The organism is Paenibacillus sp. VCA1 (genome assembly GCF_031583795.1).
Classification (GTDB): Bacteria; Bacillota; Bacilli; order Paenibacillales; family Paenibacillaceae; genus Paenibacillus_AQ; species Paenibacillus_AQ albilobatus.
Map to the genome: position 1 here is coordinate 232,527 of NZ_JAVLSX010000001.1, position 20,592 is coordinate 253,118.

The following is a 20,592-nucleotide window of genomic DNA, read 5'->3' on the forward strand; positions in this document are numbered from 1 at the left end:
CGGCACGAGTGGTATATAGTGATACCTAATGAAAGGCTAAAAGAGCCCGGGAGGTATCTGCAATGAACGAAACTCTTACTGAAACCGCCACGCTTGCCATGGGCTGCTTCTGGGGACCGGAGGCGCTTTTCGGCTCCTTGCCGGGCGTCGTCCGGACAAGGACGGGTTATGCCGGGGGGACGTCAAGCGAGCCTACCTATCGCCGAATGGGCGACCATACCGAGACCGTCGAGGTTGATTTCGACCCGGCGGTTTTGTCGTACGAAGACCTATTAAACGTATTTTGGGATCATCACCGCCCGGAAAATATCAACGGCTATAAAGGAAGGCAATACCAGTCGATGCTGCTGTACCGGAGCCTGGAACAAAAGGAAATGATCGGCCGTGTGCTCCAAAAGCGGGGCGCTGCAGGCAAAGGGGAGCCGGCGACGGAAATCCATCGGTTTACCGTTTTTTATTCAGCGGAAGAGAGGCACCAGAAATATTATTTGAAACGGCATTCGCATGCCGTGGAACGATTGCTGACGCTGTATCCCTCCATCGCCGAGATGGACCGCTCCACGCTGGCGGCAAGGCTGAACGGTCTGGCCAAGGGATATGCCAACCGGTCGGGCGTGCTGGAGGAAATAAACCGCTGGCCAATGCCGGAGGAGGAACGGGAACGCATCATGGCATGCGTCAGAAGCATTCGCTGGTAGCCGCTTTTTACAGCACTTCCTGCAGCAACATCTTTAATCCCCGCACGATGTCTTCTTCCGCCAAGCCGGCAAAACCGAGCAGAAGCTGAACGAAGCCATCGTTTTTAGGCGTTTCATAGAACATGGAAGCTTTGTACACTTTCAAGCGGCGGAGGGCCGCTTTTTTGATGAGTTCGTCTTCCGTTTGGTCGGTTTGGATCGTCAGAATGACATGCAGCCCCATGGTCATGTCGTTGACTTGAACGAAAGGGGGAGCGTACTTGCGCACCGTTTCCTTGATTGCCGCCATTTTGTTTTTATAAATGCTGCGCATCTTTTTGATATGGGCTCCGAAATATCCTTCTTCCATAAAATAATGCAGCGTCCGCTGATGAATCCCCGAGGCGCAGGGCTCGAACAGCTGCTTTTTGTTCTCGTAGCGGGGCAGCAGGGCGTGCGGCAAAATCAGATATCCGATGCGTACCGACGGCAAAAGCGCTTTGGAGAACGTCCCCACGTAAATGACCCGTTCGTTGTTGTTCAAGCTGAACATGGCCGGAACCGGCTTTTGTTTATAGCGGAACTCGCTGTCGTAATCGTCCTCGATAATATAACCGTCATGTTCTTCCGCCCAATTCAGGAGGGCCAACCGATGTTGAATGGGCATGATCATTCCGAGCGGAAACTGGTGGGAAGGCGTGACGTACAAAAGCCTGCTCTTGATCTGCCGGAGGCTGGGGAGATGCACACCGTTCGGGTCGACGGGAACCGGCTCGATGTGGTAGGAAAGCTCGCGAAAAACGTCCTTGGCCCCCGCGTACCCCGGTTCTTCAAAGCCGACCGAATCAAATTCCCGGCCCAAAATCGCCCCAAGCAAATACATCAGCTGCTGCGTGCTGCTGCCCACGATCATTTGCGCTGCCGTCGCCTGAACGCCCCGGGATTGGAACAAATAGTCTGCGATGGATTGTCTCAACAGCGGATCCCCTTGGCGATCCCCGTAGGTATAAATCGAAGGATCTTTGAGCGCGCGGTTGGATAAAAGACGCCATTTTTCGATCGGAAAATGCCTTGGGTCGACGGCCCCCAGACGAAAATCGATCAAGTCGGCCGGAGCCTCCTCCTCCGCCTGAGTACGAACTTGATGAAGGTTGGGGGGCAGGGCTTGGTTTAGCGGCAGCGGCTCTACGTAGTAGCCCTTTTTGTTTACGCTGCGGATAAAACCTTCGGCCAGCAATTGCTCGTAGGCGAGCTGCGCCGTGTTCCGGCTCAGATCGAGCGATGCGGCCAAATTCCGGATGGACGGCAGCTTGGCGTCGGGAAGAAGCCTGCCCTGCATGATTTCGTTTTTCAGATGCCGGTACACTTGCACATATCGCGGTACCGGACTTTCGGGATCAATATGAAACAGCAGCTCTCGCATGAAGGATGACACCCCATCTGACATTTTTGAAAAGTATAAACTATACCTTCCGAAAATGACAAATTTCCGATAGGGTATGGGCTATACATGAAAACATAAGCGAGGGGTGTATGGAACTGTTGTGGTTGAGTAGCATCATTTTGGGGCTGTCGGTAGCGATTCCGGTAGGGCCCATTACGGTTGAAATGATACGTCAAGGTTTAAAAAGGGGTTTTTTGCATGGCTGGAGCGTGGGTCTCGGAGGGATGACGGTCGACGTGCTTCTGATGGCCCTGCTTTATTTCGGCGCTTCGGCGTTTATGATGACCCCGGTCATTCAGCAAGCGATGTGGATCGTCGGAGCGGCCTTTTTATTTTATGTAGGAATCGTCAGCATCAAGGAAGCGTCGGCCATTCACGCTGTCGAGGAAGGAGCGGTCCCTAAAACGTGGCTTTCATCCTACGCAAACGGTTTTATGGTCGCCGTGTCGCCGGGGAATATCGTGTTTTGGCTGAGCGTTTTCGGCACGCTGCTGGCGGACAAGCTGGGAGGCCCGGAAAAGAACCGCTTTCTCGTTATGGCTGCCGGCGTCATTTGCGGCATTTTGATTCATGATATCGTCTTGATGCTGCTGGTGACGTACATGAGAAAGCTAATGAACGGAAGGTGGATGAAGCGGATTTCGGTATGCGCGGGTCTGGCGTTGATATATTTCGGGGGCATGTTTGTTTGGCGGTTTGTGCAGTCTTTGTAGACATGCCGCGCTTGCAAAAAGAAGAGGTCCCGATCGCGGTTGGCGAAAGGACCCTTTTGGTTGACCTTAAGTATAGAGCAGCGTGATCGCCAGCAATTCATAAAGGACAAGCGGCAAAATGACGTTGTTGTAGTAGAGGCCCCTAGCCTGGCCCTGTTGCCCGGAAGGATAAGGGATGCTGATGTACAGCATTCCTTTCTCGCAATGCGTCAGAACGCCTTCATAGACCTGGCCGTCCAGCGTTTGGACCCGGACCGCCTGGTTCCGGTATTGCCTGCATATTTGACTCACCCGGTCGCGGATGGATTTGACCGTTTGCGCAACATGAGGTTCGGCCTGATAGAGCACGGGCTGCGCCGGCATGCCGGATGAATACGGGGAAAGGCTCATGAACATAACCTCCGTCTTTCGTAATTAGCGTAGTGTATGCGATCGCCCAACTGAAGGTGATACAATTCAACGAAATATGATACATATCTCGGATACCGATTTTCAGATGCGAGTCGGAGTGTTATGATGAATATGTAACTTTTTAACCACAAATTGTAAATTCCCTCCAGAGCCGATCGGCTCGACGATACTTTTTTTTGCTCCTGATCCGGCATGTCTGCTTGCAAAATATCCACACCCGCTTTCGTTATCTGTACGGCACCCGCAGCGATGATGTTCCCCGGTTTGTTGAAAGCGCTATCAGTAGTGTGAGACAAGCTATCTCTATCTCTTCCCGGGCTTTCGAGTCATCGCGTTCGACATCCGCAATATTCCGCTGGGTTACCCGCTTTGGGCCACGCTCGTTTCGTTTCGTTTCATTTCATTTTCCAGTCTGTTTGTCATGCCCAATATAGCTACTTACAGCAATTCCACATAAAATTTCAAAATTGAAGTAAAGGGAGGTGGCGCGGCGGGATCAAGCCGGTCAAACAGAAGCATGGGCAATGAAAAAAATGAAGGAGGAGATATCGATGGGAAAAGCTTTTTCTCCAAAAAGCAAGCTGATTCGAAAATTTTTGCCGCTATTCATCATCGTGGTGCTTATGGTGGGATTGGTGCCTTCGATGGCCGCTGCGGCAGACCGCGGAGCATGGGCTCCGAATGTCGCATATGCCGTCAATGATACGGTAACGTACGGCGGAAGCACGTACAAAGCGATTCAACCGCATACTTCCCTGGTCGGATGGGAGCCGCCGAACGTGCCGGCACTTTGGCAGCTTGTCACTGGAGGCGGGGGCGGCGGCACCGATACGCAGGCGCCGACGATGCCGACGAATCTCACCGTCACCGGCGTGACGTCCTCAAGCGTGTCCTTATCTTGGACGGCTTCGACCGACAATGTCGGCGTGACGGGCTACAACGTCTATCAGGGAACGACGCTGGCCATGACGGTGACGGGAACGACGGCGACGGTTGCCGGATTGTCTGCAAGCACGTCCTACACGTTCAAGGTCGCGGCGAAAGACGCGGCCGGGAACGTATCTCCGCAAAGCGCGGCCGTAACGGCCACAACGCAAAGCAGCGGCGGCGGTGGCGGTGGCGGCGGCCAGCTTCCGAAGCATGTGCTGACGGGCTATTGGCATAACTTCATCAACGGCTCCGCCAATTTGAAGCTGAGCGATGTGCCGGACCAATACGATATCATCGTGCTGGCTTTTGCCGATATGGATCCTTCGAAGCCCGGCGGCGTGACGTTTAACGTCGATTCCTCGCTGTCGAACGCGCTCGGGGGATATACCAATGCGAACCTGATCAGCGACATTCAAGCCAAACATGCGAAAGGCAAAAAGGTCATCCTCTCGATCGGCGGGGAAAAGGGGAACGTGAACCTTGGCAGCGCATCGCCGAACGTCGCTAACTTTGTCGACAGCATGTACAACATTATGACGACGTATGGCCTTGACGGCATCGATATCGACCTCGAGAACGGCATGAACGTGGCGAACCTGACTACAGCCGTCAAGCAGCTGCAGCAGCGGGTCGGCTCCGGCTTTATTTTGACGATGGCCCCGCAGACGATCGATATGCAGAGCGCAAGCACGACCTACATGCAGCTGTACAACAACCTGAAAGACATCACGACCGTCATGAACGTTCAATATTACAACTCGGGCTGCATGCTGGGCCGCGACGGCAAATGCTATTCGCAAGGCACCGTCGATTTCCTGACGGCATTGTCCGATCTGTCCCTGCAGTGGGTGTCGCCGTCGCAGCTGGGCATCGGCGTGCCTGCCGTTCCGGCAGCCGCAGGAGGCGGGTACGTATCGCCGAGCGTCGTAAACAACGCTTTAAGCTGTCTCGCCAACGGCACCGGCTGCGGAAGCTACAAGCCTGTCGCCAAATATCCGGAGATCCGCGGCGCCATGACTTGGTCCATCAACTGGGATAAAACGAGCAACTACAACTTTGCGGGCACGGTGAAGCCTTTCCTGGCCACATTGCCATAAAAATCATCCGTTCTCAGCCTCCGGCTTTGTGCGCCGGGGGCTGTTTTACGGGAAAAAGATACAAATCAACGAAATAAGATACTTATCTTAAAACCGATTTCCGCGCGGAAAAAGGGGTGATATGATGGAAGCTGCAGCCGGCGTTTGCCCGCAGGCACCTCTTGGAACTGCTAACGTTAACGATCGGATGATCGCCCTTCAACGACTTGACCCGAGAACCCTTTCTCCGAAACGGATCATTTTCCCGACATGGCATGGATCCGAATACAAGATACCTCATAATTAAGCTGTTGCATCCTGACTGCATGTCGCAGACATCCATCTTTTTCATTCGTCCGAATGACCGAATCATGAGCTATTAAGTCCGGCTTTTTTACGGCCGGGTTTAATAACCATGCGCATACGCCGCATCCGGGGCAAAGGGAGGTGAAATCGCCGCTGCCGAAGGATGATGGGCGCATGGCCAAAAAATCTCCGGATAGAGGTGTAATATGAAAGCGCTTCACAAAAGGAAGGAATGGAAGTGGTTTATTTGTTTCGTTTGCGCAGCCATCATCGTATCGTCATACGCTTTTGCGGGACGGGCTTTAGCAGCTTCCTCCGATCTTCAAGGGCATTGGGCGGAGGAGCTTCTCGCCGGTTGGGAAAATCAAGGCCTGCTTAAAGGATACCCCGACGGCTCCATGAAACCGGACCGGGCGCTGACCCGGATCGAGCTGATGGCCATGATCAACAGGTATTTCCAATTTACCGACGAAAAGGCGGCCGCCTTCCCCGATCTGAAAACCGGGCAGTGGCAATATGCGGAGGCCGCCAAAGCGATGCAGGCAGGTTACGTTACAGGTTACGCCGACGGCTCCATCCATCCGGATCAGCCCGTAACCCGCGAAGAAGCCGCCGTGATGCTGGCCAAGGTACTGAAAGCGGGAACGGACAACGATCCGGGCGTGCTCAAGGCGTTCAAGGACTATGCGGACGTATCTTCCTGGAGCCGGCAGGCGCTTGCGTTTCTGGTTCACGAAGGAAAACTGGGCGGATATCAGGATGGCACGCTTCGCCCCAAATCCAAGCTGACCCGAGCCGAGGGAGCGGTACTGATCAGCCGCCTTCCCGTCAACGCGTCGCCCGGGACGCTCCAGGTTTATGACAAAGCCGGAACCTACGGGCCTGCGGGGGGAACCGAAACCGTTAGCGGGGACGCTGCTATAACGGCTTCCGGCGTGATCCTGCAGAACGTGACCATCCGCGGAGATCTGATCGTCGAAAAGGCGATCAGCGCCGGCAGCGTGACGTTGAAAAACGTGAAAGTGGAAGGGAAACTGATCGTTCGCGCTTCGGGCGCGGAGCTTATGATCCAAGGAAGCCAGCTTGGTTCCGTCGTCATAGACGGACAGGGCAATACGCTGCAGCTCGGCAGCGATGCCGGCATCTCCCATTTGGTGCTGAATGCGGCGACGAAGGTCGTTGGCACCGGAAAAATCCAAAAAGCCACCATCAATGACGGAGCAAAAGGCTCCTCGTTCCAAACCGCTCCGCTTAGCGTCGACGGACCGCAAGCCGGATCGATTTCGGCAGGGGCATCCGGCAGCGGCAACACCGGCTCAGGCAGCAGCTCCGGAGGAGGTTCCGGAGGTTCCGGCGGAGGTTCGGGCTCCGGCGGCAGCGGAGGCGGGGACGGCGATTCGAGCGTTCCGCAGGCGCCGACCGTAACGGGGGTCGCCGAAGGCGCGGTGTATACTTCCGGCGTGCTTCCGAACTGGAGCGATGCCGCCGATACGACCAGCAGCGCCACGCTGAACGGAGCCGCTTACGTGAAAGGCAGCGGCATTATCGAGGCCGGCCAATATGCGCTTGTCGTCACCGCCGTCCATAAGAAAAGCGGCAAGACGGCAAGCACGACGGTCCATTTCACCATGAAGCCGGAGACCAAGCTGATCGGCTATGTGGCAGGCTGGAAGGACTGGTCCGCCGAGCATCCGGTGGATGCAGCCAAGCTGACCTATATCAACTATGCCTTCACGCATATCCAAGACAATAAAATCGTTCCGATCGAAAATCAGAACGATGACGTGAATTATGCTTACCTGCAAAGCCTGAAAGCCCAAAATCCGAACCTGAAAATTTTGAATTCGGTCGGCGGCTGGGCCGCGGACGGATTTTCGGATGCGGCGCTGACCGAAGCTTCGCGGAATGCTTTTGCGGACAGCATTATCGATTACGTGAAAAAGTACGATCTGGACGGCATCGACCTCGATTGGGAATACCCGACCCAGGATGCCGGCGGAATCGTGAAAGCAAGACCGGAAGACAAGGAAAACTTCACCTTGGTGCTGAAGCTCATTCGCGAGAAGCTAAACGCCCTTGGGCTGGAGAAAAACAAATATTACGAGCTGACCATCGCGGCCGGAGCCGGCGGGGGATATTTGAACGGCGTGGAAATCGATAAGATTACTCCGCTTCTGGATAACATCAACGTCATGACGTATGATTTCGCCGGAGGCTGGGTCCCGAATACAGCTCATCATACGCATCTGTACGGCAAAAACATCAGCACGGATTTAAGCGTCGACGTCCTGCTGAAAAACGGCGTCCCCGCCCATAAAATCGTCCTTGGCGCCGGCTTCTACAGCCATAAGTGGACGGATGTGACCGGCGAAGGACCGATCGTGGGACGCAGCGCCAAAGGCAGCGGCGACACGCCGTCCTACAGCGCGACGATCGCAACCTACAACGAAGAAACCGGCTTTACCCGTTACTGGGACGAGGACGCCAAAGCGCCTTACCTGTTCGACGGCAGCACGTTCCTGTCCTATGACGATCCGGAATCCCTCGCGGAAAAAGCGAAATATGTGCTGGACCGCGGGCTTGGGGGAGCGATGTTCTGGGAATACAGCCAGGATACGACAGGCGTTCTGCTTGCGGCGCTGGCGGACGGACTGAAAGGCAAACCTTTTGAAAAGGATACGTCCTCCGTTCCAAACGCGCCGGTTATCGGCAAGGTGGCGGAAGGCGGCGAATACGATCCGGGAATCGCGCCGAGTTGGACCGATGAGCCCGAAACCGCCAGCGCGGCGTTCCTGAACGGGGACGTCTATGAACAAGGCACCCCGATTACGGCGGCGGGAAGCTACACGCTGACCGTCATCGCGGCCCATGGCAAAAGCTTAAAAACGGCGAAGACGACGGTTCATTTTACCGTCAAGAACAAAGAGCTGCCGCCTGCCGGACCGAAGGTGATCGCTTACGTGCCGGGCTGGGTAGCCTGGTCCGGCGCCAAGCCGATCAATGCGGGCAAGCTTACGCATATCAATTACGCATTCACACATATCCAGGACAATAAAATCGTTCCGATGGAAGGTCAAGACGATGACTCGAATTACGCTTACCTGCAAAGCTTGAAAGCTCAAAACCCGAATCTGAAAATTTTGAACTCGGTCGGCGGCTGGGGGGCGGACGGCTTTTCGGATGCCGTATTGACGGAAGAAAGCCGCGAGACCTTCGCTTCCAGCATCATCGACTATATGAAGCGGTACGACCTGGACGGCATCGACCTTGACTGGGAATATCCGACCCAAAGCGCAGACGGCGTGATGAAAGCCAGACCTGAGGATAAACAAAACTTCACGCTGATGCTCAAGCTGCTGCGGGAAAAGCTGGACCGGCTGGGTGCCGAAACCGGAAAATATTATGAACTGACGATTGCCGCAGGGGCGGGCCAGTCCTACTTAAACGGCGTCGAAATCGGGGAAGTCGTCAAATACGTCGACAATATTAACGTGATGACGTTCGACTTCGCCGGAGGCTGGAGCGGTACCACGGAGCATCATACGAACCTGTACGGCGGAAACTTCAGCGTAGACGCGTCCATCCGGCTGTACTTGAACAGCGGCGTGCCCGCAGAGAAGCTGGTGATCGCGGCCGCATTTTACGGCCATTTGTGGACGGACGTGGAAAACGCCGACAACGGCGGCCTGGGGCAAAAGGCGAAGGGTTCTTCCGATACGCCGACCTATACGGATATTTTGACGAATTACACTGAGGAAAACGGATATGTCCGTTATTGGGATGATCCGGCTCAAGCGCCCTACTTGTTTAACGGCAGCACCTTTATTTCCTATGACGATCCCCGATCGGTAGCGGCCAAAGCGAAATACGTTCTTGATCACGGGCTTGCCGGAGTGATGTTCTGGGAATACAGCCAGGATGAGTCGGGAAGCCTGCTCGCGGCCCTTTCGAATGGCCTCAAAGGCATTCCTGTCGAGTAGGGTCGCATCCATGCGGCAAACCTGGCATTTTTGCAAGCTATATAGATTGAACTAAAGTTTGCATCGAACTTCCTGTTAAAAGGGCCCGATGCGGCCCTATAACCTTCATTTCTTTAGTTCATTCTATATAAAAAAGAATTTTATTGAAGATTCCCCCGTGAGGCGTCTCAAGTGGGCGTAGCAAAACGTCCGCTTCGCGGGGGTTTTTTTATATTTCATTGCCGGATGGAAACTGCCGCTGATTCTATATTCCATACACGGCCAGGTCGATCCGGCCGCCGATACCGATTTCAACCCCTTCATCCTCCAGCAGGGACTGCTGCAGGAAACGGGATTCGTCATCGTGAAGGGCGATTTCGCCTTTGGCGTTGACGACCCTGTGCCAAGGAAGCTCGTATTTGGCGCTCATGGAATGCAGGATGCGGACGACCTGCCGCGCGGCGCGCGGGCTTCCGGCTGCGGCGGCGACTCCGCCGTATGTCATGACTTTTCCGGGAGGTATGGATTTGATTTGTTCGATCACGGCTCGGGTAAATGGCTGCATCGTTTCTCCTTTCGGCCGGCCTGGCCGGCGCGTTTTGTTCCCGTTTTATTATTTGCTTCCAAATGCCAAAAACGGATAGTGAAGGAATCCTATTTGAATGGTATGATAAGGGAAGACCCAGACAATTCTTACTATATAAAATGCTGCGCTTCCAAGCGCATGAAACGTTAGGTAAAGTATATAACAAAAATGAGGTGTGCTGCATGGGCGAACCCTTGTATAAATTGAATGATGCACACGCCATCGAGGTGTCCAAACAGTATTGCAGACAAACGGGGATAGATCCGGATGAGCCTCCGAGGTTTAATCAGAAATATTGCCCTGCGGAACTTGCGGCCAAGCTGGTGAAGTACGGGGAGTATATCGAAGTCATTCATTTTTTCATCGGCAAATTTTTGTCCTCCATTTCAGGCAGTCCCATCACGATTACGGTAACCGACGACCAGGGGTATATGCTGGAATTTGCCGGCGATCCGACGATCATCAATACGGTGAAACAATTAGGGATCGAAGAAGGCGTTCGGTTCAACAAGGATGCGGGCACCAACTCCATCGACCTGTGCCTGACCTACGGCCGGCCGTTTCAGCTTATAGGAACGGAACATTACCACTCCATTTTGCATCGGCTGGCATGTTATTCGACCTGCTTCCGCAGCGAAGACGGCCGCGTCATGGGCACGATTTCACTCATGACGGAACTGGATTTTGCCCACCCGCATTTGCTTGCGCTTCTCTGCACGATGGCCGACTCCGTGGAGCGCGAGCTGCTGCTGCGAAGGCAAAACACCCAGCTTCAAATGTTGAACCAGTTTTTGCTGGACACGAATTTTTACGGGGTTGTCATCACGAACGGCTTGGGCAATATCCTTGAAATGAACGAACGCTGCCGCTCGATGCTGCATTTGGACGGTCAAACCGATTATGCCGGGACGTCAGTCTTCAACATCGACTTGATCGGCTCGTATTTTAAACGGGCCATCAAACGGCATGAGGAAAGCATCGGCGTGGAGCTCAATCTGGCCGTGAAGGACGATGAGCACTGTTATATGCTGGACGTGCTTCCGGTTTACGATAACGACCGCTCGATCGTGCGCGTGGTTGGCACCATCCGGGACATTACCGAAATGAAAAAGACGGAGGAAATCCTCCGCAACACCGAGAAGCTTGTGTTCGCCGGTCAGATCGCGGTCGGCATCGCCCATGAAATCCGCAATCCGTTGACCACGGTCAAAGGCATGCTTCAGCTTCTCGGCAAAGACAACTGTCTGCGCCATTATAACCTGATCATGTCGGAGCTGGAGCGGATGAACATGATCGTGGGCGAGTTTTTGATTCTGGGCAAACCGCAGGCGGTGCAGTTCCGGGAGGAACGCTGTTTCCCGATTCTTCAGGAAGTGCTCAACCTGTTTGAAATTCAGGCGGCGTTGAACTTCATCAACATCAATTGCGACGTCGATGCGGATCTTCCCGTCCGATGCGACCGGAACCAGATTAAACAAGTGTTTATGAACATCGTCAAAAACGCGATCGAAGCTTTGCCCCATGCCGGAAATATCCGTATTCTGCTCGAAGCCCGGGGGACTTTCCAGCTCATTCGCATTGCAGATGACGGCGTCGGCATGAACGAACAGGTGCTGCAGCGGATCGGCGAGCCCTTCCATACGACCAAACCGGAAGGAAACGGCCTTGGCATGATGATCGTCAAAAAAATTATCGACGCCCATCACGGCCGGTTGGAAATCGCCAGCGAACCGGGAAGAGGGACGACCGTAGATATTTATTTGCCGGCGTATAACCCATAAATCGGCGGGTGGCAGGCAGCGCAAAAAAAACGGAAGGCTGTTCTGGTGGTATATACCGCCTGGGAGGACAGTCTTTTTCCAATGATGAGAAAAGGAACGCAGATCTTCAAAAACGGGTTAGAATGGAAGATGTGGCATCGGCCTACTAAAAACGATAAAAGGATGTGCTGGCGTTGATACGTGAAGTACAAGTCCGGCGCTACAGCTTCGTCAGTTGGATCGCTTTAGCGCTCGGAGTCATCTGTTTCAGCAGCGTGTTCGGCGAATGGATGCATGTTTTTCGCGGAACCTTTTACGGTGGCCTCATTCTGGGGATATCCTCTTTGGCCGGGTTTATCTTATCTGCAGCCGGAATATTTCGGTGGTCGGAAAAGAAGGCTCTGCTTTGGCTGGCGCTTGTATTATCGTTTACTCCGTTTCTTTACAAGCTGGCGATTTTCATCGGCTTTATGACGGGCTGGATTCCGTTTGCTCCATAATGCAGAATAAATGCGCAGGTGGAGTGGCATGATCGATTTTTGCAAAATAAGCTGCGGCAGACCCGTGCTCAGGACCAACAAGGGTTACTTTTCTTCTAACCATCTTCGGTATTCATCGGGCGTGTAGCCGACGACGGCTTTAAAATCCTTAATAAAATGAGGCTGGTCGTGGTATCCGAGCTCGGCGGCGAGCCGGGATAAATCGACGGGAAGGCGGCGGTCCATCGTCTCGGCGGCGTTTTGCAGGCGATAGAGGCGGATGACCCACTTCGGGCTGATGCCGACGTATTGGTCGAACAGCCGCTGCAGCTTTCGTATATGCATTTGGAAATGCTCGCACACCTGATCGACCTTGGATACTTCCCGTTTGCCTGCGATAAAGTCAATGATGCGGTTGACTCGCAGCACCTCTTCGTCCTGTGGGGGAAGCTTGGACAGCAGCAGCTTTTCCATGGCTTGGACCATGTCTTGTTCGACGTTCAGGGTAAGGATGGTTTTTTCGAGTTCGGACCCGTCCACATCCAGAAGGCCGCTTACCTCAAGCGGACGATCCAGCAGGCTGGACACAGGCCGCCGCAGGAACGGATAAAAACCGCCGGGTTTGAATTTGACGCCGAAAACCATACCTTTTCCGTAAATCGGATAGGAGAACTTCCCGGGAGAAGGCGCATAAACCAGCGTTTTTCCGGGCTCGACGACAAGATTGACGCAAGGATTCGGGACGACGTGCTGCATATACGGCTCTTCCTCCCGGCAATCCCAGCGTATGATCCAGTAATGCTTAACGAAGAAGCCCAGCGCTTCCGAGGCGTCGTGGCGGGAAAGCGAGAATCTTTTTTCGCCGCCCTCCAGATTCAGGATCCCCATGCTTGGTTTGGTTGCACCGGCGGACATTTCGATCAGCTCCTCATCCATCTAAAATTTTTTAAAGGAACAGGCGTTCCTGTCGCGTTTTTACAATACATCGCAATCCATCAAAAGGTATCATGAGTTTAGCATACAATTTCCGATAGGGGAATTTTGCGGCAATCGACCAAACCATAGGAATCCAAAGGGAGCGTGAACATATGAACAGCCTGAAATATGAGTTCTACATCGGAGCCGAGCCGGAAAAAGTATGGAGTCTGCTCGTGGCGCCGGAAGGCACGAAAAAAACCTTTTTCAACTGCGTGCTTCAATCGAGCTTCAAAGCCGGAGAACCGTTCGCTTACGTCGGACCGGGCAATGACGGGCCTGAAACGGTGCATGTGTATGGAAATATTTTGGCTTATGAACCGAACAAAACGCTGAGTTATATCGAGCATCCGGGGCCGTCTTATCATGCTAATCATGAGGAATTGACCTCCCGGGTGACGTTTACGCTGGATACGGTAGGCCAATGCACCAAGCTGATGCTGGTGAACGACCAGTGGTCGGACAACCATCCATCCTATCAAAACGCCGAAGGCCATTGGTGGATGATTCTGAGCAACATCAAGACGGTAGCGGAAACCGGAAACACGCTCGACTTCGGCTGGTAAAAAACGAATACGCCAGGACAAGGGTGGCTGCGGATGGCAGCCGCCTTTTTTTATTTATAAGCATGAAATCACCGGGAGTCCCCCGTAAAGCACCTGATCCGGTCTCGTAGTTAAGGACATGTTTTTGACGGGTTTATTTTGCATTTTTATGCATGGTAAGTAGGACCTTTACCTTATTAAGCGTAGAGAAAACTCTAAACATTTTAGTAAAATAATCCAAAAAATGGGTACAAACCTAAAAAACTTGCAAGTTGAAGCAAAAGCATGCATAAAATAGCAGAACTAAGGACGCCTTCTGATATGTCACCCAACTTTCACTTGTCGTTATCACAAATCGGCTTCTCATTACATATTAGAAAGGTATATGGGGGAATCCAATCATGCATTGGACTGATTTCGCAGTGATCATAGCGTCAGGTTCATTCGGCGGTCTTTTGTCTAGTTTGTATATCCACGACGGATCCCTTATACTGCCCAAAATTATTGAACTGGAACTTAGCGACGGATCCAGAAGGAAAAATTATCACATCGGCTTTCTTTCGGATATCATTTTGGGGGCTGGCGCAGGCCTGATTTCCGCACTACCGCTTGGACTTGAGTTCCCGAAATATATTTACGTGGCGATGATCGCAGGCTTCGGCGGCGGCAGCTTTATCGCCAAACAAGCCAAATTGACGGCGGAAGAAAAAATATCCTCTCAGGATAAGCTGCCGACGATCATTGCGTCCAGTGCTCCTGATACGGATAGTCCCGATGAGGTGACGTTTGAACTTGCTATCCCAGACCGTAAAGGAGAGAAGCTTACATGACCCTTGGTAAGATCACGTTAACGAACGACGAAATCAACGAATACAACAGGCTGAAGCAAAAAATTAGAGATGCCAGAACAAGGCTGGAAGTGTCGCTTTATACGAAGCAGGCAGAACAGATCCTTGAAAAAGGCCGTCTTCGTTACGTCAGCAAGCTCGAGCAAAATAAACCGGAAATCAAAGGCATCCAGGAAAAAAGCAAGATGCAGGACAAGAAAGTGAAGCTTTCCGCATATACGGCGGCAAACCAGAGCTACGCGCTGCCGCAATCCATTAAACGCTCCGCGTTTATGGGGAAATTAGCGAAATCGAATTCGGGCCGGTAAGGCTCTTTTTATTTGAAAAATGAACCGGGGAAGTCCGCGTTACAGCCGCGTTTCCCGGTACTGCCGCGGGGAGGCGCCGGTGACCTTCTTGAACATTTTGGAAAACAGAAACGGATCGATATACCCGACGGAACGCGAGACGTCGCTGACGGAAAGCTCGGGATTGCGCAGCAGATCTGCGGCCCGCTTCATCCGGTATTCCAGCAAAAAAGCCTGAAGTGACACGCCGTACTGTTCCTTGAATAATCCGGACAGATACGTGCGGTCGAGGCCGACCGAACGGGCGATGTCCAGCACGGACATTTTTTGGCTGTAGCTGCTTTCTATATATTCAATTGCCTTTCGGATATAACCTTCACGCGAATGCCGCGGCTTCTGCTCGTCGGTCGGCTCGGGAGAGCAGCGGATCAGATCGGCAAGAATCCGGTAGAGAATGCTATGGCCGACGACATCGCTGCCCCGTTCGCCTTCCGCTGCCTTCAGGTCATGATAGAAGCTGCCGAAACTGTTCTCGGAAAGCTCGGTAAATACCGGATGCCCGGCGTTAATTTGCGCACGCTGCAGCAGCGATTTCGCGTTCAGTCCGGCGAAACCGATCCAAGAGTACGTCCAGGGGTCCGCTTCGTCTGCGCTGTAATGGACAAGCATTTCCGGGAAAATGACGAAACCCTGCCCCGCCTCCAGCTCATATGCCTTCTCGGTTGTGCGGAAGACGCCGCAGCCGCTGTGGACGTAATGCAAAATATACGAATCGCGGAGCCCCGGACCCCATGTATGCCCAGGCAAACATTCCTCAAAGCCAAAAAAAAGCAGATTTAGATCCATTTGTCCCTGGATCGCAGGTACGGTAAGGTATTCGTCAACGCGGGCCATAAAACGGCATCCCCTCCTACTTCATAAGGAACTTACTCTATATTATAACAGGTGAATCGTCATATTTCCCTATTGTAAACGGATACGAAAATGGGATTATGACATGTTTTGCTTTGTTTGCTCCATGTCCCTTCCGCGGGCGGGGAGGTATAGTTAGAACCAAGTTGAAGCGAATAGCTTAAGGAGGAATCATTCATGTCCAAAATTACGTTCATCGGTGCGGGAAGTACCGTCTTTGTTAAAAACGTGCTCGGCGACGTCATGACAACGCCTGCGCTGCAGGGCTTCGAGCTTGCCTTGTTCGATATCGATCCGGAGCGTCTTCAGGATTCCGAGCGTCTTCTGAACAGTATCAAGGCAACACTTGGCAGCACTTGCGTCATTAAAGCCTATTCCGACCGCAAAGCGGCGCTGAAAGGCGCCAAATACGTCATCAACGCCATTCAGGTGGGCGGCTATGATCCATGCACGATTACCGATTTTGAAATTCCGAAAAAATACGGCCTGCGCCAAACGATTGCCGACACGGTCGGTATTGGCGGCATTTTCCGCAACCTGCGCACCATACCGGTGATGCTCGATTTCGCGAAAGACATGCAGGAGGTATGTCCCGACGCACTGTTCCTGAACTATACGAACCCGATGGCGGTGCTCACCAACGTGATGAATACCGCGGGCGGCATCAACACCGTCGGTCTCTGCCACAGCGTGCAGGCCTGCATCCCACATTTGTTCGGATCGCTGGGGATGGACACGACCGGAGTCGAAGCGAAGATCGCCGGCATCAACCATATGGCCTGGCTGCTTGAAGTGAAGAAGGACGGGGTTGACCTGTATCCGGAAATCAAACGCCGCGCCGCCGAGAAGCAGAAGGAAAAACATCACGACATGGTACGCTTCGAGCTGATGAACCGTTTCGGCTATTACGTGACGGAATCCTCCGAGCATAACGCCGAATACCATCCGTATTTCATCAAGAAGACATACCCTGAGCTGATCGAAAAATACAATATTCCGCTCGACGAATATCCGCGCCGCTGCGTCAACCAGATCAACGGGTGGAAAGAGATGCGCGAAAAGATTTTCGCCAGCGAAAACATCGAGCATACCCGTTCTGGGGAGTACGCCTCCTACATCATGGAAGCGATCGAAACCGACGTACCGTTCAAAATTGCCGGCAACGTCATGAACACCGGACTCATCACGAACCTGCCGAAGGAAGCTTGCGTTGAAGTGTCTTGCCTCGTGGACCGTTCCGGCGTCACTCCGACCTATGTCGGCGATTTGCCGCCGCAGCTTGCCGCGCTGAACCGTACCAACATCAATACGCAGCTGCTCACGATCGAAGCGGCCAAAACCGGCAAAAAAGAGCATATCTACCATGCCGCGATGCTTGATCCGCACACCTCCGCCGAGCTGTCGCTGGACGATATCGTAGCATTGTGCGACGATTTGATCGAAGCTCACGGCAGCTGGCTGCCGGAGTTTAAATAAGGAACGACTCACCAGGATTTGCGAGGCTGGTTCATAGTGACTGCATGTACTGCCCCTTGATTTCAAGGGGCTTTTTTATTTGGCGAAAAAAAAAGAAACTGTCGGCTGTAAGCCGGCAGTTTAAAAATTCTTATTAAATTAAGGGATTTCGAGAATTTCAAAATAATCGTAATCACCGTATGCGGGAGAAATTGCGTCTAACAATGGAAGGGCTTGTCTCTCGTTAGAATGGCCCGCAAGTTTAAAATCTTTGTTTGAAGTATCATAAGCAGAAATAATCATAAGGTGTGTAGGAGTAGTAATCCAACCAGCCACACCTTTATGGAAAACGACAACATCTCCCTTATAAATAGTACTGTTGTAGATCGTGCTATGGTTGTCTTGATAATTTTTTCTCGAATAGGAGTGAACCGTTGATTTTGGTTTCCAATAGTCTCTAAATTCTTGTACGCTAATCCATGGACTAGGATCTGCAAGCGTCCAACTGTAATTTAATTCGGATGCGCTTTTAGGAGACAGGTATGTAGAATTTTTCTTATAAACATACCATTTTCCTTCCATTGCTTTTCCACCGCCAAGGTGCATGGCTTGTGAAACAAAATTTGTACAATCACTCCCCCACCCAGCATTAAAAGCAGGAAAGTTTGTATTATACTTATTATAATTGTTATATGCCCAATCTCCGGCAGCTGTTCCATTGTAGGCTGCAGCTAATGAAATTTCCGACTTAGATTCAGTAATTTGCTTCAAGAAAGTCTGCGCCTGCCCATCCTCAGAAGAAACGGCATATCGATCCAAATATCCTACTAATACTTCCTGATCCGAAGTAGGCAGGTTTTGGTAATACTTTTCGATTTCATGCATAATATCAATTTTGTCTTCCTTTACTAGCGACAACGTTTTCTCACGAATGCTTTGATCACCAGAGATTGTTTCAAGAATTTGGGCTACTTGTTGATCCTTTTTATAATATGTTTCCAGCGTCGCCTCAATTATATGTCCTTCTTCAGCAGGATTTACCAAGTAATCTCTGTTCGAATTCAAGAGATTAGTCACATTTTGTTCATTGCGGTATTGTTCAATGTATGGATTAATTAATTTCAAATTATCCATGGATGTAACGTCGTTTAAGTCCTCACTAACAGGTGGATTTGCTTCACTTGCATAAGCAGGGGCACTAATAATACTCAATGCTAAAAATGAACTCATAGCAAGTGTTAAAAAATTTTTCTTAAACATGATTTTGAAATAGCCTCCTTAATATGGTATTTTATGGATAAACCTATTAAACTATATTTTCCAATATTTATCAATAGTATTTTTATATGGAAGTTGGTCCGAATGATATTTTGTATACAAAGGAGGAGTTAAGGTGAGGATTCGGAGGATTTTTGGCTTAGTTTGTATTGTCCTGATTGTTTTGTTGGTGTTGGAACAGATTCCGGGCGTGCAGCGTTTTACGGCTGCAAACGTTTCTCGAATTTATGTTTATTTCACCTATGGGCATGACAAATTATTTTTTGAGAAAATAGAGTATGTACCGCAATTCGGAGATTATTTTGTTACCTATGAGAACAAGCTCGGTGAAAAATATTCATTTATCGTCTCGCCCCGTTTTTTTCCTGTGTTTGTAAAGTATGATCCGATCAAACAAGAAGCCGTTGGGTATGACAGGTTTCAATACGGTAAGCTTGAATAACATAATGCATGGTTAAGCGGGAGGCTTATATCGCTTGGCTTGAATACACATTTGAAAAGCCCGGCAAGGTGCCGGGCTAATTTGCGTTTCATAAAAAAACACAAGCCGTACGCAACCCTCGCCATGGAGGAGAGCTGCTGCCGGTAGTAGCATGGAGAAAAGACGGGTCGCGGGAAAGGGGAGATTGTATTATGAAAGCGCTCTTAGTAGGGATGGGTGAAGCCGGAAGCGGCTGGTACCGCAGAGTGCGGAGCATGCACGGGGAACTGGAGCTGGCCGTTTCGGACCCGAACGAAAGCAGGCGGGAGCAGCTGCAGGTGGACGGGGTTCCTTTTTATACGGATGCCAAGGAAGCGATCGAACGGGAAAAACCCGATTTCGTCATCAACGTGACGCCGCGCCATGTGCATACGGCCATCAACCATTTGGCTTTCGATTATAAGCTGCCTGTGTTGTGCGAAAAGCCGATTGCCGAGAACTACGAGAAAGCCCTTGAAATCGTAAAAAGAGCGGAGGAGGAGCGGATTCCGTTCATGATCGCGGAAAATTACCGCACCTTCGCGCCCTTGCGCAAGCTGAAGCGGCTGATCGAGGCAGGCGCGGTCGGGGAGCTGCAGTCGCTGGAATGCGAGTTTTTCCGGAAGCGCCAAAAGGTGGCACTAGAACCGAACGACGAGCTGGAGGAAGTGATCATCCATCATTTCGATCTGCTGCGCCATTTGTCAGGGCGGGAGGTCGGCAAGCTGTATGCAGTCAAACGCCACGTGTTCCATATCGTGATGGATTTGCAGGAAGGCATTCAGGCCTCCTTTCGGTGTTCGCTGCACAGCGCGGGGCGCGAAACCCAGTGGCCGGGCGATTGGCGAATCGAAGGGGCGAAAGGCAGCCTGACCTTTAAGGACGGCGAGATTGAGCTGACGACGCCGGAGGGCGTGCAGCGCTGGACCGAATTCAGCGATGTACCGGCCCCGACCGCCCTGCAGGAATTTCTGGCGGCGCTGGCGGAAAACCGGCGCGGCGAAACCGATGCGAAGGAATATTTGAAAAACCAGGCGCTTGCCCACTACACCCGCTTGTCTCTTCAGCAGGGGCGGCAGGTGGATACGTCGGCAAGCTGGGGATACGGACCGGCAGACATCCGCAATTTTTTGCGGGCCGAACGGAAGCCGTCCCAAAGCCATGGAGGCATCGGGATGGTGGAAGGCGCAAGGCTGTTCGGCCAAGGGGACTTCGAGACGCCGCTTAAGTTTTTATATTATTCGGTGCTGCCTCCGAGCACATCGATCGGGTACCACGGACATCGCGAGGATGAAGAGGTTTATATCATCTTGGAAGGCACCGGCCTGATGACGATTAACGGGACCGAAACCCGGGTAGGCCCGGGAGACGTCATCGTCAACAAGCCATGGTGGAAGCACGGCCTGCTGAATGACGGCAGCGAGCCGATCCGGGCGATTGTGTTCGAGGTGGGCAAAGCCTGATCATTGAAGCCGCGTCAGTGCTTAAGCA

18 protein-coding genes are annotated in these 20,592 nt (G+C 52.2%); 12 read left to right on the forward strand and 6 right to left on the reverse strand.

Features of this window, described 5'->3' with window-relative positions; genetic code table 11:
- Positions 1 to 62: 62 nt before the first annotated feature.
- A complete protein-coding gene (msrA, locus tag RJP21_RS01000; protein WP_310857712.1) occupies positions 63 to 698 on the forward strand; it encodes a peptide-methionine (S)-S-oxide reductase MsrA in 636 nt (211 codons plus the stop codon).
- A gap of 7 nt (positions 699 to 705) precedes the next feature.
- On the opposite strand, the gene pdxR is transcribed toward msrA, so the two are convergent.
- Positions 706 to 2,100, reverse strand: coding sequence for a MocR-like pyridoxine biosynthesis transcription factor PdxR (gene pdxR, locus RJP21_RS01005; RefSeq protein ID WP_310857713.1), 1,395 nt, complete (start codon positions 2,098 to 2,100; stop codon positions 706 to 708).
- Between the two features lie 110 nt (positions 2,101 to 2,210).
- Here pdxR and RJP21_RS01010 point away from each other — a divergent pair, with 110 nt between their 5' ends.
- Positions 2,211 to 2,834, forward strand: coding sequence for a LysE family translocator (locus RJP21_RS01010; protein WP_310857714.1), 624 nt, complete (start codon positions 2,211 to 2,213; stop codon positions 2,832 to 2,834).
- A gap of 66 nt (positions 2,835 to 2,900) precedes the next feature.
- Here RJP21_RS01010 and RJP21_RS01015 read toward each other — a convergent pair whose 3' ends face one another.
- Positions 2,901 to 3,224 carry a hypothetical protein gene (locus RJP21_RS01015; RefSeq protein ID WP_310857715.1) on the reverse strand — a complete coding sequence of 108 codons (324 nt, stop codon included), beginning with the start codon at positions 3,222 to 3,224 and terminating at the stop codon, positions 2,901 to 2,903.
- Positions 3,225 to 3,796: 572 nt separating this feature from the next.
- Here RJP21_RS01015 and RJP21_RS01020 point away from each other — a divergent pair.
- Together RJP21_RS01020 and RJP21_RS01025 are read left to right on the forward strand one after the other, a co-directional pair.
- Complete coding sequence (locus tag RJP21_RS01020; protein WP_397386156.1) at positions 3,797 to 5,272, forward strand: chitinase; 1,476 nt, start codon at positions 3,797 to 3,799, stop codon at positions 5,270 to 5,272.
- A gap of 491 nt (positions 5,273 to 5,763) precedes the next feature.
- On the forward strand, positions 5,764 to 9,537 hold the full coding sequence (locus RJP21_RS01025) for a glycosyl hydrolase family 18 protein (protein WP_310857716.1): 3,774 nt from the start codon (positions 5,764 to 5,766) through the stop codon (positions 9,535 to 9,537).
- Positions 9,538 to 9,781: 244 nt separating this feature from the next.
- Here RJP21_RS01025 and RJP21_RS01030 read toward each other — a convergent pair whose 3' ends face one another.
- Positions 9,782 to 10,081 (reverse strand): MGMT family protein, encoded by a 300-nt coding sequence (locus RJP21_RS01030; protein WP_160039446.1) that lies wholly within the window; start codon positions 10,079 to 10,081, stop codon positions 9,782 to 9,784.
- Positions 10,082 to 10,284: 203 nt separating this feature from the next.
- Between RJP21_RS01030 and RJP21_RS01035 the strand changes: the two genes are divergently transcribed.
- Both RJP21_RS01035 and RJP21_RS01040 read left to right on the forward strand, forming a co-directional pair.
- Positions 10,285 to 11,883, forward strand: a complete 1,599-nt coding sequence (locus tag RJP21_RS01035; RefSeq protein WP_310857717.1) for an ATP-binding protein — start codon at positions 10,285 to 10,287, stop codon at positions 11,881 to 11,883.
- Between the two features lie 173 nt (positions 11,884 to 12,056).
- Positions 12,057 to 12,362: a hypothetical protein gene (locus RJP21_RS01040; RefSeq protein WP_310857718.1), complete on the forward strand. Its 306-nt coding sequence runs from the start codon at positions 12,057 to 12,059 to the stop codon at positions 12,360 to 12,362.
- A gap of 84 nt (positions 12,363 to 12,446) precedes the next feature.
- Here the strand turns inward: RJP21_RS01040 and RJP21_RS01045 are convergent, their stop codons facing one another.
- The gene (locus tag RJP21_RS01045; RefSeq protein WP_310857719.1) at positions 12,447 to 13,256 is read right to left on the reverse strand and encodes an AraC family transcriptional regulator; all 810 of its coding nucleotides are present in this window, start codon (positions 13,254 to 13,256) and stop codon (positions 12,447 to 12,449) included.
- Between the two features lie 173 nt (positions 13,257 to 13,429).
- On the opposite strand from RJP21_RS01045, the gene RJP21_RS01050 reads away from it, so the two are divergent.
- The 3 genes from RJP21_RS01050 (at position 13,430) to RJP21_RS01060 (ending at position 15,017) form a co-directional block, all read left to right on the forward strand.
- Positions 13,430 to 13,882 carry an SRPBCC domain-containing protein gene (locus RJP21_RS01050; RefSeq protein WP_310857720.1) on the forward strand — a complete coding sequence of 151 codons (453 nt, stop codon included), beginning with the start codon at positions 13,430 to 13,432 and terminating at the stop codon, positions 13,880 to 13,882.
- Between the two features lie 380 nt (positions 13,883 to 14,262).
- Positions 14,263 to 14,691 carry a hypothetical protein gene (locus RJP21_RS01055; RefSeq protein ID WP_160039436.1) on the forward strand — a complete coding sequence of 143 codons (429 nt, stop codon included), beginning with the start codon at positions 14,263 to 14,265 and terminating at the stop codon, positions 14,689 to 14,691.
- On the forward strand, positions 14,688 to 15,017 hold the full coding sequence (locus tag RJP21_RS01060; protein WP_160039434.1) for a hypothetical protein: 330 nt from the start codon (positions 14,688 to 14,690) through the stop codon (positions 15,015 to 15,017). The genes RJP21_RS01055 and RJP21_RS01060 overlap by 4 nt, the downstream gene beginning before the upstream one ends.
- Before the next feature lie 39 nt (positions 15,018 to 15,056).
- Here RJP21_RS01060 and RJP21_RS01065 read toward each other — a convergent pair whose 3' ends face one another.
- Positions 15,057 to 15,890, reverse strand: coding sequence for an AraC family transcriptional regulator (locus RJP21_RS01065; RefSeq protein WP_310857721.1), 834 nt, complete (start codon positions 15,888 to 15,890; stop codon positions 15,057 to 15,059).
- Positions 15,891 to 16,085: 195 nt separating this feature from the next.
- On the opposite strand from RJP21_RS01065, the gene melA reads away from it, so the two are divergent.
- On the forward strand, positions 16,086 to 17,384 hold the full coding sequence (melA, locus tag RJP21_RS01070; RefSeq protein ID WP_310857722.1) for an alpha-glucosidase/alpha-galactosidase: 1,299 nt from the start codon (positions 16,086 to 16,088) through the stop codon (positions 17,382 to 17,384).
- 138 nt (positions 17,385 to 17,522) lie between these two features.
- Here melA and RJP21_RS01075 read toward each other — a convergent pair whose 3' ends face one another.
- Positions 17,523 to 18,623 (reverse strand): amidase domain-containing protein, encoded by a 1,101-nt coding sequence (locus RJP21_RS01075; protein WP_212949464.1) that lies wholly within the window; start codon positions 18,621 to 18,623, stop codon positions 17,523 to 17,525.
- A gap of 133 nt (positions 18,624 to 18,756) precedes the next feature.
- On the opposite strand from RJP21_RS01075, the gene RJP21_RS01080 reads away from it, so the two are divergent.
- Both RJP21_RS01080 and RJP21_RS01085 read left to right on the forward strand, forming a co-directional pair.
- Positions 18,757 to 19,083, forward strand: coding sequence for a hypothetical protein (locus tag RJP21_RS01080; RefSeq protein WP_310857723.1), 327 nt, complete (start codon positions 18,757 to 18,759; stop codon positions 19,081 to 19,083).
- Between the two features lie 191 nt (positions 19,084 to 19,274).
- Positions 19,275 to 20,564: a Gfo/Idh/MocA family oxidoreductase gene (locus RJP21_RS01085; RefSeq protein ID WP_310857724.1), complete on the forward strand. Its 1,290-nt coding sequence runs from the start codon at positions 19,275 to 19,277 to the stop codon at positions 20,562 to 20,564.
- Positions 20,565 to 20,592: the final 28 nt, after the last annotated feature.

Excerpts from the sequence above, each read along its gene's own strand:
- msrA (WP_310857712.1), top strand. The coding sequence starts at position 63 with ATGAACGAAACTCTTACTGAAACCGCCACGCTTGCCATGGGCTGCTTC.
- pdxR (WP_310857713.1), bottom strand. The coding sequence starts at position 2,100 with ATGCGAGAGCTGCTGTTTCATATTGATCCCGAAAGTCCGGTACCGCGA.
- RJP21_RS01010 (WP_310857714.1), top strand. The coding sequence starts at position 2,211 with ATGGAACTGTTGTGGTTGAGTAGCATCATTTTGGGGCTGTCGGTAGCG.
- RJP21_RS01015 (WP_310857715.1), bottom strand. The coding sequence starts at position 3,224 with ATGAGCCTTTCCCCGTATTCATCCGGCATGCCGGCGCAGCCCGTGCTC.
- RJP21_RS01020 (WP_397386156.1), top strand. The coding sequence starts at position 3,797 with ATGGGAAAAGCTTTTTCTCCAAAAAGCAAGCTGATTCGAAAATTTTTG.
- RJP21_RS01025 (WP_310857716.1), top strand. The coding sequence starts at position 5,764 with ATGAAAGCGCTTCACAAAAGGAAGGAATGGAAGTGGTTTATTTGTTTC.
- RJP21_RS01030 (WP_160039446.1), bottom strand. The coding sequence starts at position 10,081 with ATGCAGCCATTTACCCGAGCCGTGATCGAACAAATCAAATCCATACCT.
- RJP21_RS01035 (WP_310857717.1), top strand. The coding sequence starts at position 10,285 with ATGGGCGAACCCTTGTATAAATTGAATGATGCACACGCCATCGAGGTG.
- RJP21_RS01045 (WP_310857719.1), bottom strand. The coding sequence starts at position 13,256 with ATGTCCGCCGGTGCAACCAAACCAAGCATGGGGATCCTGAATCTGGAG.
- RJP21_RS01050 (WP_310857720.1), top strand. The coding sequence starts at position 13,430 with ATGAACAGCCTGAAATATGAGTTCTACATCGGAGCCGAGCCGGAAAAA.
- RJP21_RS01055 (WP_160039436.1), top strand. The coding sequence starts at position 14,263 with ATGCATTGGACTGATTTCGCAGTGATCATAGCGTCAGGTTCATTCGGC.
- RJP21_RS01060 (WP_160039434.1), top strand. The coding sequence starts at position 14,688 with ATGACCCTTGGTAAGATCACGTTAACGAACGACGAAATCAACGAATAC.
- RJP21_RS01065 (WP_310857721.1), bottom strand. The coding sequence starts at position 15,890 with ATGGCCCGCGTTGACGAATACCTTACCGTACCTGCGATCCAGGGACAA.
- melA (WP_310857722.1), top strand. The coding sequence starts at position 16,086 with ATGTCCAAAATTACGTTCATCGGTGCGGGAAGTACCGTCTTTGTTAAA.
- RJP21_RS01075 (WP_212949464.1), bottom strand. The coding sequence starts at position 18,623 with ATGTTTAAGAAAAATTTTTTAACACTTGCTATGAGTTCATTTTTAGCA.
- RJP21_RS01085 (WP_310857724.1), top strand. The coding sequence starts at position 19,275 with ATGAAAGCGCTCTTAGTAGGGATGGGTGAAGCCGGAAGCGGCTGGTAC.